Annotated in this window: 12 protein-coding genes; 6 read left to right on the top strand and 6 right to left on the bottom strand. The window is 43.9% G+C overall.

From position 1 onward, the window contains the following. Nucleotides 1-127 precede the first annotated feature (127 nt). Nucleotides 128-1,069: a porin gene (locus HC752_RS05420; protein ID WP_190334100.1), complete on the bottom strand. Its 942-nt coding sequence runs from the start codon at nt 1,067-1,069 to the stop codon at nt 128-130. A 506-nt stretch (nt 1,070-1,575) separates the two neighbouring features. On the opposite strand from HC752_RS05420, the gene HC752_RS05415 reads away from it, so the two are divergent. Further along, nucleotides 1,576-2,358, top strand: coding sequence for an EAL domain-containing protein (locus tag HC752_RS05415; protein WP_190334099.1), 783 nt, complete (start codon nt 1,576-1,578; stop codon nt 2,356-2,358). On the opposite strand, the gene HC752_RS05410 is transcribed toward HC752_RS05415, so the two are convergent. The 4 genes from HC752_RS05410 to HC752_RS05395 form a co-directional block, all read right to left on the bottom strand. Beyond that, complete coding sequence (locus tag HC752_RS05410) at nt 2,315-3,250, bottom strand: DMT family transporter (RefSeq protein ID WP_190334098.1); 936 nt, start codon at nt 3,248-3,250, stop codon at nt 2,315-2,317. The two genes, HC752_RS05415 and HC752_RS05410, sit on opposite strands and share 44 nt — an antisense overlap. Before the next feature lie 282 nt (nt 3,251-3,532). Further along, nucleotides 3,533-4,294 (bottom strand): DsbA family protein, encoded by a 762-nt coding sequence (locus HC752_RS05405; RefSeq protein ID WP_190334097.1) that lies wholly within the window; start codon nt 4,292-4,294, stop codon nt 3,533-3,535. 11 nt (nt 4,295-4,305) lie between these two features. Further along, on the bottom strand, nt 4,306-4,791 hold the full coding sequence (locus tag HC752_RS05400) for a protein disulfide oxidoreductase (RefSeq protein WP_190334096.1): 486 nt from the start codon (nt 4,789-4,791) through the stop codon (nt 4,306-4,308). Between the two features lie 3 nt (nt 4,792-4,794). Further along, on the bottom strand, nt 4,795-6,867 hold the full coding sequence (locus HC752_RS05395; RefSeq protein WP_190334095.1) for a protein-disulfide reductase DsbD family protein: 2,073 nt from the start codon (nt 6,865-6,867) through the stop codon (nt 4,795-4,797). Between the two features lie 683 nt (nt 6,868-7,550). On the opposite strand from HC752_RS05395, the gene cspE reads away from it, so the two are divergent. Then, on the top strand, nt 7,551-7,760 hold the full coding sequence (cspE, locus tag HC752_RS05390; RefSeq protein ID WP_004402847.1) for a transcription antiterminator/RNA stability regulator CspE: 210 nt from the start codon (nt 7,551-7,553) through the stop codon (nt 7,758-7,760). Nucleotides 7,761-8,122: 362 nt separating this feature from the next. On the opposite strand, the gene HC752_RS05385 is transcribed toward cspE, so the two are convergent. Beyond that, nucleotides 8,123-8,866, bottom strand: a complete 744-nt coding sequence (locus HC752_RS05385; protein ID WP_190334094.1) for a flagellar brake protein — start codon at nt 8,864-8,866, stop codon at nt 8,123-8,125. 363 nt (nt 8,867-9,229) lie between these two features. Here HC752_RS05385 and HC752_RS05380 point away from each other — a divergent pair, with 363 nt between their 5' ends. The 4 genes from HC752_RS05380 (at nt 9,230) to gnd (ending at nt 14,245) form a co-directional block, all read left to right on the top strand. Further along, complete coding sequence (locus HC752_RS05380; RefSeq protein ID WP_238930417.1) at nt 9,230-10,237, top strand: phosphotransferase; 1,008 nt, start codon at nt 9,230-9,232, stop codon at nt 10,235-10,237. Nucleotides 10,238-10,560: 323 nt separating this feature from the next. Continuing rightward, the gene (gene zwf / locus HC752_RS05375) at nt 10,561-12,063 is read left to right on the top strand and encodes a glucose-6-phosphate dehydrogenase (RefSeq protein ID WP_190334166.1); all 1,503 of its coding nucleotides are present in this window, start codon (nt 10,561-10,563) and stop codon (nt 12,061-12,063) included. Continuing rightward, a complete protein-coding gene (pgl, locus tag HC752_RS05370; RefSeq protein ID WP_190334093.1) occupies nt 12,060-12,776 on the top strand; it encodes a 6-phosphogluconolactonase in 717 nt (238 codons plus the stop codon). The genes zwf and pgl overlap by 4 nt, the downstream gene beginning before the upstream one ends. Before the next feature lie 20 nt (nt 12,777-12,796). Then, complete coding sequence (gene gnd, locus HC752_RS05365; protein WP_190334092.1) at nt 12,797-14,245, top strand: decarboxylating NADP(+)-dependent phosphogluconate dehydrogenase; 1,449 nt, start codon at nt 12,797-12,799, stop codon at nt 14,243-14,245. Nucleotides 14,246-14,324 lie beyond the last annotated feature (79 nt).

Here is a 14,324-nt window from a genome sequence, read left to right as displayed (position 1 = left end):
TAACAGTAATAACAGTAATAACAGTAATAACAGTAATAACAGTAATAACAGTAATAATAGTGTCGTCGTTTGGGTTTCTTCGTTCGTTAGGGTATAAAGCCAGCTAAGGTGGCCGGCTCTATTTTTATTAGAAGTCGTAACGTAAGCCCATTTGAAGTTCGTTGTTGGCCTCTTTTATCTGGTTGATACGATAGCCTACATAAGTCCTTAAATGTTCGTTAAAGGTATAAACCGCTTCCAGAGCAAATTCATCCACAATGTCGGTCTTTGTAGTGTCGTTTTTCTGTGTGTTGTAGGCACCGACAAACGACATTTTTTCTATATTGTATTTTGCCATCAACTCATAACCGGTGAAGTCATTAAGTTGGTTCCCAACCACACTTTTCCCCATCGTGTATAAACCAGCAAAATTGAGACGCTCTAACTGCACATCACCAACAAGGTTGAATTGTTTTTCGGTTTCATCGCCTTGCTTCTGGTTCACGTAACCGGCACCAATCCGAAACCGTTCCAAACTGTAAATCCCAGAAATGCCATAACTTCGGGTGCTGTCGTTGTTGTCTTTATCGGCAAATAGGTAATCTCCAGAGACAGTCAGTTGTTCAAATTGGCTTTTATAGACCAGCGCGTTTTCTCGTTTGTCTTTATTCCCATTCACGATGTCGGCTGCTTTTGCGCCAAATGTGGCTAAGGTATCGGTGAAGTTACTTAGCATGACTTGAGCCGAATCTTGTTTTCCGTAAGAGACAGAACCAAAATCGCCTTTAACACCCACATAGTAGTAGCGATTCGTTAAATCTTCTTCGCCCGAGAGCTCGGCCTCGTATTGTCCAAAACCCGACAGTTGATCAGTAATAGCCGATTTGCCAGATAAGGTTACGCGGGCACGGCTCATGTCCTTAAACGTGCCTTTGTTGCCTGTTTTATTTGTGTCTGAGACACTGAAACGTCCTTCTGCGCGTCCACCTAAATCTAATCGTGTCCCGTCTTTATCATAAATCGTTACCGCAGAAGCCGAAGGTAGGGCGATAGCCGAAAGAATGGCCGTTGCTAGCATGGTGTTGTTCATGTTTTGGTCCTTTACTCTTTTTATCCAATGTCATGGTTAAGCTCACTTTCCTTAATAAACAGCCAAAGGAAGTTCGATGTTATTTCTATTAAGTTGAATAAGATCGTGCGGTGTTGGCACTTGGGTATCTATGACGTATTTTGATGGTGTTCCCAACAAGGCTTGTGTCAATCAAGAATGAAAGTGCCATGAAAGTATCTTGGGATAGTATGATTTTCTTGGTAAAAAAGTAAATGTTAATGTAAGTGCTCGCTAATATCACAAGAATGACGTCGGTATGTAAAATTAACGTCAGAGGTGGTGTCTAAAATATATATTTTTACAATTATTTTGTCTTAAAATTGCGAATTGCGTTTGTTAGGCCGCATATAAACTCGATTTGCTGCAAAACGGTTTGATTCGCTGCTCCACACTGCTTATGTTATTAAGCAATAGTTTAAGGGTGGACTGAATCAGAGCAGTTGCTCTAAAAGAAGTGGTAGTCGAGCTTATAGGGTAGTCGCTAAATGAGCATAGATGTAAAACAATCTGTTATTGAAATGCATTTCCAGAACGGGAAAAGTTCTGTGACTCCGCTACCTCAAGACTTAATTGAATCAGACCGGCCTCGTTTTCAGTTTAAAAATGAAATTATTGTGAGCGAAAGTAAGAAGCTGCTCGCGAGTGAGTTACTTCTTTCTCAAGAAGATGCAGCCGTCCACACGACGTTTATGAAGGGAAAGCTAGGTAAACGCCTCGCCAAAGATATTCTTGAACAACAACTTCATTTTTTAATTTATGTTAACCCTGCTTCTTTTCCTTTCAAATGTTTATTCCTAAATGTAGAAAGACACGCACTTTGTAGTCAGAAGACCATCAACCTACTGATTGCCGTTCACTTTCACTTAAAGTGTTATGGAAAATCATTGGTTGTAGAAACCACAGAACGTCAATATTCGATAGAAGATAGAGACTATCTTCAAGGTGTCACTAAGTTGAAGGAAGTCGGGGTAGAACTGGCTCTAGACGACTATCAAGTTGGGGATGACTTTAGGGATGAAGAGCTCAGTGCGGGTTTGTACGATTACGTAAAAGTGGATAATCCGTTTTTCGATCTTCAGGCGGATGTTGCTAATAAGAAGCTAGCGGTTATCCTTCAGAAAAAATCGTCGAGTGATGCTAAGTGGATTGTGGAAAGAGTCGAAGATCAGAACTCGCTTAACCACCTTTTACCTTATGCTTTTTGGGGTTATCAAGGCTACCTATTCAATCCGATACAGGCACATTATCCTGAGTATTCTTTGTTTTAGCTCCCTGAGTGTTTAAGCGTCGTTTGGTTCGCCATAAATTCAGGAAGTTTGGAAGAAGTGATGCCAATATCATTCCTAGCATTAAGCCTACTTGCGTATTGTTGTACGTTTCATTCATCAGTAAAACACCTCCTGCAATGCCCGCAATTGGGTTCGCAATACCGCTGAATGTGAATTCGACGATGGTCATTTTCCGGATTAACCACACATACATTCCGTAAGCTAAGGCCGTATTCAAAATAATGATCCAAGCGATGCCAAGCCAATTCATTGCACTAATGTTGTGATGGGTAATGGCTTGGAAAACGAATGGGTCAAGCCACCACTGAATACCCGCTGCGGCACCGAGGGCTGTGCCACCAATAATGAGCTGCCAGCTTAAAACACCCCACCAGTGCATGTCTTTCGACAGTTGTTGTGTCAGCGTACTGCCGATAATAATGCACCAAATCGCACAGAACATCGCAATCAAACCTGTTGTCCCCAGTTCAATTTGGCTTGGATCGAAAAGAAACCAAGCAAAGCTCACCAAAGATACCCCAGAAACCATTTGGATGTTCGAAGGCTTATGCTTAAACCACAGCCATTGGAAAACCATTGCGAAGATAGGGACAGAAACCATTCCTACGCCCGATATAGCAGCTGGTAATGTGGCTGCCATAAGAAAAATCATGGCAAAAAATGCGCTGATATTCACTAAAGAAAGAATGACTAAAGGCTGCCACTGATGCCTTTTGGGTGTGATGGGGCGAAGTGCAAATAAAAGAAGACCAGCTGGGAAAGCACGAATAAAACCCAACAATAATGGCGGCCATTCAGACAGGGTAAATTGCGTGACGGCGTATGTTGTTCCCCAAAAAAAAGCAGGGATCATCGCGAGAAATATATTCATGTTAACTATGTTTATATAAAGATAATAAGGGCAATGTACTCCTATTGTAGCTTTATGTAAAGTATCTCTACATAAAGATAATATGTGAGTGTGCATTTTGAATTGATGTCTGCCTATTCGATGGGGGGGAGAGGCGTGCGAAAAGAGAGAGGAAGTCGCTCAGGTTAAGAAGAGTGGGCTGCCAATGAAGGCTACCCACCTTATTTAGAGATAACCGCTTCACAGACGCATGTTGGTCTACCGACTCGTCGCGTGAAGCTAAGGTGTTTTGATCTTTCGCAGTTAAATTTTGTTTGAGTTCAATTCTTTTTGAACCGCTTCTTTAAGTTCGCTGTAAGGTAGGAATCCTGGAATAATTTCATCGTTCATGATAAGTGCAGGGGTTCCACGTAAACCGAGTTGACGGAATGCCTGCATATTACGAGATACAATGGATTGTTCACGCTCACCTGTTTCTAAGTACTTTTCCGTGCCCGTTTCTTTAGCAATGCGATTGAGTGATTCGGCATCGTGTCGAGTTGGGTGGGCGACTAATAGCCTGTGAACTTCTGCAAACTTCTCGGGTGCTTTCTCCCAGACTTTTAATGCATAGAATGCAGAGTTTGTGTTGGTGCCACTGGCAATTTGTTGTTGTAGAGGGACATAGATATTCACAATTCTTACGTTGTCCATCTCTGTGAGTAGCTTCGCCAAGCCGATTTCTAAGCGCTTACAATATGGGCAGTTATAGTCGGTAAAGTTAATGATGGTCAGAGCTGGATTGTCGGCACCGGATTTGCTGTGTTCTGGTGCTTGTGTTAACCAATCTCTTTGTTCCTTTAGTGCGGCTTCGACTTGCTTTTGCTGAGTAACATAAGCCTCTAAGCTCTTGCTCAAATCCTCAATAATTTGAGGGTGCCCATTTAATATGGCATTGATTTTCGCCAATTGCGTGGTTTGCTCTGGAGTCAATGTTACCGGAGCTTTGTTTTCTTCTGCATAGCTTGGCATCACCAAGCTAAACGCGAGGCCTAATCCACCAAGCCATTGTGTAACGTATGTCATTTTCTGAATCCTTATGCCAGCAGTAAACGTAGCCATAATCCCCAAGGAGTAGAAAATCCTGTGGTCATAGACTGAATTTCACCATCTTTAACGATGGCGATCGTAGGAGTGATTTGGGCTCGCCAGTATTGATTGATACTGCCCTCCAAATCATTCATTACCGTGAAGTTGTAGTCGTTATTCTCCATGTATTCGAGTAGGCGGTCATCTTCACCAGATGCTAAAGCAATGGAAACCACTTCATAATAATTGGACAAAATCTCAATGCTTGGTGTTGTTAGGCTGCATACACCACACCATGTTGCCCAAAAATAAACCAAGACAGGCTTATCATGGCTTAACGCCGTAACATTAATAAAAGAACCATCGATTGCTTTTCCCTGGGTAAGCGGCATGTCTCGGAAATCAACATGCTTGGTTCGCCACCAATCGAGCAGACCCGTAAGCAGAATAATAAGCAAGAGATAGCCCGTGAGGTTTCTTACTGTTTTAAACATCGGTTATTTTCCTCTTGCTAGATTGAGAGATTGTGAAATGGCGTCTTGGGTAAGCAGAACGGGAAGGTCATTCCCTAAAGGTGCATTAGGTCCATATACCACATTAAGCGGTACGCCATATCGACCGTGACTCATCAAAAATTCAGTAATTGTATGACTGGGTGTTGTCCAATCCCCACGCATTAAAACGATGTCAGACGCTTGCATAAGCTCATACGTTGGGGATTGCAGTATGATTCCAATCTTGTTTGCTTTGCAGGTAATACACCAATCTGCGGTGATATCGACAAATACGAGTTTTCCACCCCTGACATGTTGGGCGATGGCTTGTGTGTCCAACTCTTGCCATGGTAAATCATCGACAATGGGTGTTGCCCCATTTGACGAAAGTGCCCCAGCTATAGTCATGCCTAATCCGAATATCAGTAATACAGAGCTACCATAAATCGTGACGTTTTTGATGCCATGTTTTGCAGCCAACGCAATCAGCAAAAGGGCAAATGTAATGACACTGACTAACGTAGTCAAAAATTGACCTAGGTGCTCAGAAAGTAATGAAATCAGCCAAAAGGATGTTAAAGACATCATCAAAGCAAAAATGACTCGCATTTTATTCATCCAAGGACCAGGTTTTGGCAGTAACCCAATCGTTCTAGGGAATAAAGCGAACATAAACCAAGGAAACGCTAAACCCATGCCCAAAAACGTAAATATGAGCAGAATGTCAAAAATATGGCTACCTAATGCGAAAGCAACGGCCGTACCTAAAAACGGAGCACTGCAAGGCGTGGCTAGCAGTGTTGCAAAGGCGCCTTGGAAAAAGGGTTTCGATAGCCCTTTCCCTCTGTCACTCGCTAAAGCACTTGACCATGAACTAGGGAGTTTAAATTCAAAAACGCCGAATAAATTTAAGCTAAACCCTAAAGTAACAACCGCTAAGAAGATCAAAAACCAAGGTTGTTGGAATTGGATCCCCCAGCCAACGGTGTTACCTGTCCATTTTAGGAGTATGAGGGCAACAGCCAGTACCCAAAAGGAAGCGATGATGCCCATCGCAGAGGCAAGGAATTGAGCTCTGTGCAAGGCCGGCTTATCGCCAGAAAGCAACACACTATTGACTTTGATTCCGAGGACGGGAAGCACACACGGCATCACATTTAATATCAGCCCCCCAAGGAAAGCGAACCATAACATCAGCGCTGTGTTTTGAGTATCGAACTCAACATTTCCTACTGAATACGGCGCGATCATTTCTTGTAAAAGTAGGTTATCTTTTACGGTAATGCGCAATTCTTGATTGGTTAAATCTGGTATCCCTAGGGCGTTTGAAACAGGCACAATGGCTGTTAGTTGTTGGTTATGAATTGAGAGGGTTGGAGCTTGAAAATGGTTATCACTTGGCTCCAATGTTTCGATAAAAAGGTTTGGTCTTTCCCAACCAGTTTCGTTTCTCAAGGTAACATTGAGTAGCCGGCTATTTTCATCCCAAATTACGCGTGTCACCGTCGTATTGCCATGATCAAGTGGAATCAAAGACATCGCTTGATTGTGAAGCAGCATGGTTTCACTATCCGGCGACAGTGCTTTAGGATCAAAACGTAAACGAATAGGGTAGTCGGCCAGCACGCAGATGTCGGTGCAACTGGGTAACGTTAGTGTTGCGTTCATTTCTGTCGCTGTTTGTGGGTTGTTCAACATGATATCCAGTGGAAACGCCACATAATCTTGATAGCCCAACACGGTTAAACCGAATTGCTGATAATAATTTGGGGTAGGCCAGTACCATTGAATGTTCTCAATGTTAGAAGCGGTGGAGTAATCGATAGAGGGCGCCACGCCCCCTTCTCCGGGGGTGCGCCAGTAGGTTTTCCAGCCATCATTCAACCGTACTTCCAGCAAGGCATGAACGGTTTTTGTCTTAACGTCTTGTGTGCCAGTGAGTGATAGTTTTACTGATACAGGAGGGTGTCTATCGTTTTGAAGCCAAGAAGTGGTGTGCGCAGCACCGTAAGAAGATAGCGACACAATACAAGTAACGTAAGCAAAAACGTATCGGAATATAGATGGTATGTTCAAAGCATGCTCTTTTGGGTAGACATTAAGCTCAGTTAAAATATAAACAGATTTTACCGGTTTACCTAACTTGTCTCCTCTTTATGAGCTTTCGTAAGGTATGACAATGGGTTTCTTCTTTCAGCCCTGTACAACGACGGACGGAAATAAGTGTGGGTTTGTTAAAAACGACACGAGATACTTTCAACGTCGATTCAAAACCTACAGCAGCGACGCCTTAGTCTTGTTTGGAAGCCAGTTTAATTCTCGCTTATCCTAGCCACTAGGCTATAAGACCTGTTAGCCGCATAAAATATTCCCAAAATAAGGAAAATTTTGCAGAAACAGACAGTTCGATAGAATGAGAAATGAGATACCGCAACAGCAGTTTCATGAATTGTGTGTGAATGTTGTCATTTTTGCATGCGTATATCACAATCGAAGCGATTTTTTCCTGTTAAAGGAAGAAAATCGTGTACACAGATAAAAAAGTCGCGTAACTTGGTAATTGGCCTGTACGTAGACCCGTTTATTTGTTGTTTCTGACTCTAAGAAGTCTTCTTTAATTGACTGTTTCTCAGTTTGTTCATGAAGTGTTTTCTTTTCGATGTTAAAACCTCTCATAAATAATTCTCGATCTGGCTGACAAACAATCATGGCGCGAAGGTCGCTCTGTGAGATACAAAGATACAATTTAGGAAATACCCATGTCTAAGACAACTGGCACAGTTAAGTGGTTTAACGAAGAAAAAGGTTTTGGTTTTATTACTCAAGAAGACGGTGGTGCAGACGTATTTGTTCACTTCCGTGCTATCACCGGTGACGGATTCAAAACACTTGCTGAAGGCCAAAAAGTATCGTTTGAAGTTGAGCAAGGTCAAAAAGGCCCTCAAGCTGCAAACGTTGAAAAAATCTAATTAAGTTTAGATTGATAGAATGCATCGCCCCGCTCTCTCACCCGAGGTAGCGGGGCGAATTCGTTTTATCACAAGTAATAATTCGTAGAATTGTTCGTAATACAAGCTTAGGATCTGGTTAAGAACCTAAGCTTTTTTATTCCCTGAAACTCTTTTTATTCCCTGAAACTCTTTGTATTCCCTGAAACTTTCAGTTCTCTTTTCGACAGGTAAATATTATCTATCTTTGGAAGCCGCTATGAATGGTAGGCGCTATCGAATCGTCTTACGGTCGAGGCAAGATCCCTTTTCAAAAGCAGTATTAAATAGAAATTGCAGTATTAAATAGAAATTATGGCTGAATGGCAGTGTGGTCTCTCAAGCTAGGCTTTTAGAGCGAGCTTTGAGCCGTCAAACTTCAAATGGCTCAGCAGAAGTTGGACACTCTTTTCCCCTTTATCATCAAACATCATCCCATAACGTGCATAATGGTGGGACTTCTGCATGTTGCAAATCTTACCGGTAAGTTGAGGCAGATCCAGCTTCTCACGTGTGCGTTCCACGATGCTGACTTGTACGGCTTCCCCTATTTGGAATGTGCGTGTCAAAGGGCTGGTTATGATACGACACCCCCCTTTGGATATGTCACGTACTTCACACTCTAAGCGTTGCCCGTCATAAAAAACAATGGCCGCGAGTGACACGTCGTACCTAGGTTCTTTACGAAGTTGAAGCACCTTCATATTGGCAGGAATAGAGATCATGATCATGCGAACGGGGTTGTTTATGATGTGCATGATTTGACAACGAAAATAGATAAGTGCCCCTTCACCACGGGGTGAAATAGCACGAACATTGACCCAAAAACCTTCCTGAAAAAAGTATTCGTAATCTTCATCTGAAATATCAGGTGCGCCCAACAATATGTAGTCTGTTCCAATGGTGCCAATAAAAGGCGTTGTACCTTTATAGTTGATACCAACCGGTGTCGAGACGTTGATTGTCGCTTCACTGCTGTGTTCAATCATTGCTAAAGCGTCAGAGCTTTTAAGCGTTGTTTCAGCACCTCTAAAGTTATCCTTATTACCATTACTTTGTAGGTTTGCTGTCGCCGAATTGTCCGCCATGATAATCCTTTTTGACCCTTATTGCCTCGTACTAAGCCATTGTAAGGCGATGAAAAATAGACGCACGACAAGAATTGCGGTGTTATGTGCTTCGATGCATTTTAGTCGCGATTGTCGCCCTGACATTATAAATTAAGTTTTAAAAATGAGTTTATTCAGCGTCACTGAATGTGAGCGGTGCAAGTAAAAAATTCGCAGAATTGAGTCATAAAATCAGGTTCCTCTCGGCAAATGGCATGAAACAAAAGATGGCTTATTAATCCAGTTTAGTAATGGTTTTCTCTATTGGCGAATCATGTCTGTTTAAGAGAGAATATAGACCTAGTATAGATGTTGAGTTGATCAAATGTCGGGAATGGGGAAATGAGTAAAGAGTATGCCATGCAAGAGCCCTATGAGAAGCAATTGATTCAGACGCTTTGGGGCGGCTTTGGGCGACTTGAACGCTGGTATTTGAACTCAAAAGGCGACAGTGATGCGATCGAGAATAGCGTCATTGCTAAATGGATAGAGTTACCCGAAACACTCGCACATCCAAGGGGCTGGAATACGGAGCGATCCACCAATAGAAAACGAAAATCTTACATTATAGAAGCCAATTGGTATTTGAATTTTTCCACCCAAAAAGATCCAAGATGCCTTATGCCCATAGGGTTGAAAGTTGATTCCACTCCATCACAATACGTAATAGTGATGTCTGATTTGCGTGATGATGGTTTAACAGAGGTGGTTAAGGACTCGGATGTTAGGCACTGGAAGCTTTGTCTGAAATGGTTAGCCAATTTTCATGCTAAGTATTTGGGTACCAGCCCCAACCTATCTAATCAAGGTGAAACCCTATGGGCTCAAGAAACCTCTTTATGGTCGCAAGGGACCTATTGGCATTTGGATACTCGCCCCGATGAACTTCAAGCAATGGCAGCAAGCCCGTTTAAACAATACGCAAAAGCCATCGATTCAGTACTGAAATCGGCGCCATTTCCCACGCTCGTCCATGGTGATGCCAAGCTAGCGAACTTCTGTTTTTCGCCGAATGTGGATTCTGTTGGCGCAGTGGATTTTCAATATGTAGGCAAGGGGTGTGCAATGAAAGACGTCATGCTTTTCATAAGCAGTTGTGTGCCTATGGAAGAAGCCAAAGAGGTTGAAAATCTGTTGTTAGATTACTACTTTTCCCAATTTGAAGATGCCATGTCGTTCTATCATCCAGAACACAATGCAAAATGGGTTATTCAGAGCTGGGAACCCTTTTACTATGTGGCTTGGGCAGATTTTATAAGGTTTCTCTATGGCTGGAGCCCAGAACACTGGAAAATCAACGAATACTCAATTTCATGTGCTACAAAAGGGCTCGAATACGTTGTGAGGTAATGCTTTTGATGGAATACCTTATGTCGAATCGATCCCTTCTTTTTGTTGTTAATGATAATTATTATTATTTGTTATATTGTAAATGTTACAGAAATTTTGTAGTTTTTCTCAACAAAATTGAAATAGGTAAGTTTTTGGGATGCGTATCGTAATAAGCTGAGGTAAAGTAGCACGCTATTTTACCTCAGTTAAACACTGAATAGCCCATAGTTCTTACCTCTCGGACTGATAGTTAACAACTATTGTTAATTTACCTGTGACATTGATAGGGTTTGTGAATTCTAGTTTTGTCTCAATGAAAACCCCTCTTTTAAGGAAAGATGATGGTAATACCTGAAAACAGCTGCATCGTTATCTTCGGTGCCTCTGGCGATTTGACTTACCGCAAGCTGATCCCTGCGCTATACCATTTATACGCAAACAAGCAGCTTCCAGAATCCTTTGCGATTTTAGGCGTCAGCCGTACTGAGTACAGCGATGAATCTTATCGCGACAAGTTAAAACGCTCCCTTCAGGAAATGGAAAAAACGGAACCTGAAACGTTAGATGCGTTCATTAACTATCTGCACTACCAAGCGATAGACACTTCTGACACCGCCGATTACGCCAAGTTGGTTACCCGTTTAGATGAACTCTCTAAAAGTTACCAGTTTGAACAACGTAATACTCTCTTCTATTTAGCGACACCACCAAGCCTTTACAGCGTGATCCCTGCTAGCTTAGCGGCGCATGGTTTGAACGATGAAAGCGAAGGTTGGAAGCGCCTGATCATCGAAAAGCCATTTGGTTACGATTTGGAGTCTGCGCAGAAGTTGGATAAAGAAATCCATGAGCATTTTCAGGAACACCAGATTTACCGTATCGACCATTATTTAGGCAAGGAAACGGTACAAAACTTGTTAGTCTTCCGTTTTTCTAACGCCATGTTCGAGCCATTGTGGAACCGTAACTTTATTGATTACGTGGAAATCACCGGTGCGGAATTCTTAGGTGTAGAAGAGCGTGGCGGCTATTACGACGGTTCCGGTGCTGTGCGTGATATGTTCCAAAACCACTTGCTACAAGTGTTGGCAATGGTGGGTATGGAGCCACCTGCTCAAATCAATGCCGACTCAATGCGTGATGAAGTGGTGAAAGTGCTTCAGTGCTTGAAACCACTGGATGATAACGATCTTCGCAATAATCTTGTGCTGGGTCAGTACACGGGTTCGGATGTGCGTGGCGAATTCCTTCCAGGATACCGTGAAGAGACAGGGGTAGCAGAAGATTCGCGCACCGAAACGTACGTGGGCTTGAAAGCGTACATCAACAACTGGCGTTGGAACGGTGTACCATTCTACGTTCGTACAGGTAAGCGCTTACCAACACGTGTAACCGAAGTCGTTATTCACTTCAAACGCACGCCACACCCAGTATTTGGTTTGGATGCCCCAGAAAACAAGCTGATCATTCGTATTCAGCCTGATGAAGGCATTCAGATGAGCTTTGGTTTGAAAGAGCCAGGCGCAGGTTTCCACGCGAAAGAAGTGAAAATGAACTTCCACTACGCCTCTCTGGAAGAAGCGCAAATGCTGACAGCGTATGAGCGTCTACTTCTTGACTCACTGAATGGCGACGCGACGCTATTTGCTCGCAGTGATGCCGTCGAAGCGTGTTGGAAGTACGTTCAGCCGATTCTGGACTTCAAACAAGATCCTCAATCACTGTTTGGCTACGCCTGTGGAACATGGGGGCCAATCGAGTCTGATAAGCTACTTCAGCGAGACGGTCGCGCATGGCGCTTCCCTTGTAAGAACCTTACTGATACGGATTACTGCGAACTATGATCAATCATAAGATCTTCCAAACTGCGGATCAGGTAGTAGAAAGCCTAGCAAACGAGCTGAAAGCGTTCAGCGAGCAAGGCAAGCCTGTGCACATTTCATTATCTGGTGGCAGCACGCCAAAGATGTTGTTCAAGCTGCTTGCGACAGAGGCTTACGCAACATCTATCCAGTGGAACAACCTCCACTTCTGGTGGGGTGATGAGCGCTGCGTTGCACCGGATGATGCAGAAAGTAACTACGGCGAAGCGAACGCATTGTTGTTCAGCCAAGTAGAGATTCCGGCAGACAACATTCACCGCATCCGTGGTGAAGACGAGCCAAAAGCAGAAGCTGAGCGCTTCGCCAATGAAATGGCAGAGGTGATCCCAACTGAAAACGGCACGCCAGTGTTCGATTGGATTCTGCTTGGTGTGGGTGCTGATGGCCACACGGCTTCGTTGTTCCCAGAGCAAACCAATTACAACGATGAGAGCCTATCTGTTTTGGCCTCTCATCCAGAATCCGGTCAAATCCGCGTGTCGAAAACCGCCAAAGTGTTGGAAGCGGCGAAGCGCATCAGCTACCTAGTGTTAGGCGCAGGCAAGACTGAGATCGTACACGAAATTCACACCACTCCAGCCGAAGCATTGCCTTATCCGGCGGCGAAAATTCAGTCCAAAGCGGGCGAAACGGAGTGGTACTTAGATTCAGACGCAGCAAGTAAAATTGCCTGATCGATTAATGGAGATGAATAATGAAAGGTGATATCGGTGTTATTGGCCTAGCAGTAATGGGTCAGAACCTTATCCTAAACATGAACGACCACGGCTTCAAAGTTGTGGCTCACAACCGTACTGCTGCGAAGGTAGACGAGTTCCTAGAAGGCCCGGCGAAAGGCACAAACATAGTGGGTGCTTACTCTCTAGAAGAGCTAGTAGAGAAGCTAGAAGCACCACGCAAAGTGATGCTCATGGTTCGTGCTGGTGCAGTTGTGGATGCATTCATCGACAACCTAATCCCGCTTCTAGATGAAGGCGACATCATCATCGACGGTGGTAACACGAACTACCCAGATACAAACCGTCGCGTAGCGCATTGTCGCGAGAAAGGCATTCACTTCATCGGTACGGGTGTATCTGGTGGTGAAGAAGGTGCACGTTTCGGACCATCGATCATGCCGGGTGGTTCTCCAGAAGCTTGGGAAGCGGTTAAGCCCATCTTCCAAGGTATCTCTGCAAAAACTGACGCTGGCGAGCCTTGCTGTGACTGGGTCGGTAACGACGGTGCGGGTCACTTCGTTAAGATGGTACACAACGGCATCGAATACGGTGACATGCAGCTTATCACTGAAGCATACCAGTTCATGAAAGACGGTCTTGGCCTTTCAGCTGACGAAATGCAAGCTGTATTTGCTGATTGGAACAAGACTGAGCTAGACAGCTACCTAGTTGAAATCACAGCTGACATCCTTGGCTACAAAGATGAAGACGGTGAAGCTCTTGTTGAGAAAATCCTAGACACAGCCGGTCAGAAAGGTACGGGTAAGTGGACGGGCATCAACGCACTAGACCTAGGTATTCCTCTAACGCTTATCTCTGAGTCGGTATTCTCTCGTTGCCTGTCTGCACTGAAAGACCAACGTGTTGAAGCTGAAAAACTGTTCGGTAAGACTATCGCTCCAGTGGAAGGCGACAAGAAAGAGTGGGTTGACGCACTTCGTCAGGCTCTACTGGCTTCAAAGATCATCTCTTACGCTCAAGGTTTCATGCTAATGCGTGAAGCATCGAACGAAAACGGCTGGGACCTAAACTACGGTAACGTAGCACTAATGTGGCGTGGTGGTTGTATCATCCGCAGCGCATTCCTAGGCAACATCCGTGATGCGTACGAAGCAAACCCAGACATTGCGTTCCTGGGTTCTGACGAGTACTTCAAAAACATCCTACAAAACAGCCTAGCAGCATGGCGTAAAGTAGCAGCGAAATCTCTAGAGTCTGGTATCCCAATGCCATGTACGATTTCTGCGCTATCTTTCCTAGACGGTTACACAACAGCTCGCCTACCTGCGAACTTGCTTCAAGCTCAGCGTGACTACTTCGGTGCTCACACATACGAGCGTATCGACCGTAAGCGTGGTGAATTCTTCCACACAAACTGGACTGGTACAGGCGGCGACACCGCTTCTACTACTTACGACGTATAATTACCTCGTAATCCAAACTTAATGCCACTCGCATATCATAGCGAGTGGCATTCTTGCAGAGCCAAGTATCTAGAGGTTA

Origin of the sequence: Vibrio sp. S9_S30, assembly GCF_014694455.1 — a bacterium.
GTDB lineage: Bacteria > Pseudomonadota > Gammaproteobacteria > Enterobacterales > Vibrionaceae > Vibrio.
The sequence above is the reverse complement of the archived record's forward strand: the minus strand, read 5'-3'. Positions and strand labels throughout refer to the sequence as shown.

Coding starts and splice junctions, on each gene's coding strand:
- HC752_RS05400 (WP_190334096.1), bottom strand. CDS start 4,791: ATGTTTAAAACAGTAAGAAACCTCACGGGCTATCTCTTGCTTATTATT.
- pgl (WP_190334093.1), top strand. CDS start 12,060: ATGATCAATCATAAGATCTTCCAAACTGCGGATCAGGTAGTAGAAAGC.
- HC752_RS05385 (WP_190334094.1), bottom strand. CDS start 8,866: ATGGCGGACAATTCGGCGACAGCAAACCTACAAAGTAATGGTAATAAG.
- cspE (WP_004402847.1), top strand. CDS start 7,551: ATGTCTAAGACAACTGGCACAGTTAAGTGGTTTAACGAAGAAAAAGGT.
- HC752_RS05410 (WP_190334098.1), bottom strand. CDS start 3,250: ATGAATATATTTCTCGCGATGATCCCTGCTTTTTTTTGGGGAACAACA.
- zwf (WP_190334166.1), top strand. CDS start 10,561: ATGGTAATACCTGAAAACAGCTGCATCGTTATCTTCGGTGCCTCTGGC.
- HC752_RS05380 (WP_238930417.1), top strand. CDS start 9,230: ATGAGTAAAGAGTATGCCATGCAAGAGCCCTATGAGAAGCAATTGATT.
- HC752_RS05415 (WP_190334099.1), top strand. CDS start 1,576: ATGAGCATAGATGTAAAACAATCTGTTATTGAAATGCATTTCCAGAAC.
- HC752_RS05405 (WP_190334097.1), bottom strand. CDS start 4,294: ATGACATACGTTACACAATGGCTTGGTGGATTAGGCCTCGCGTTTAGC.
- HC752_RS05420 (WP_190334100.1), bottom strand. CDS start 1,069: ATGAACAACACCATGCTAGCAACGGCCATTCTTTCGGCTATCGCCCTA.
- gnd (WP_190334092.1), top strand. CDS start 12,797: ATGAAAGGTGATATCGGTGTTATTGGCCTAGCAGTAATGGGTCAGAAC.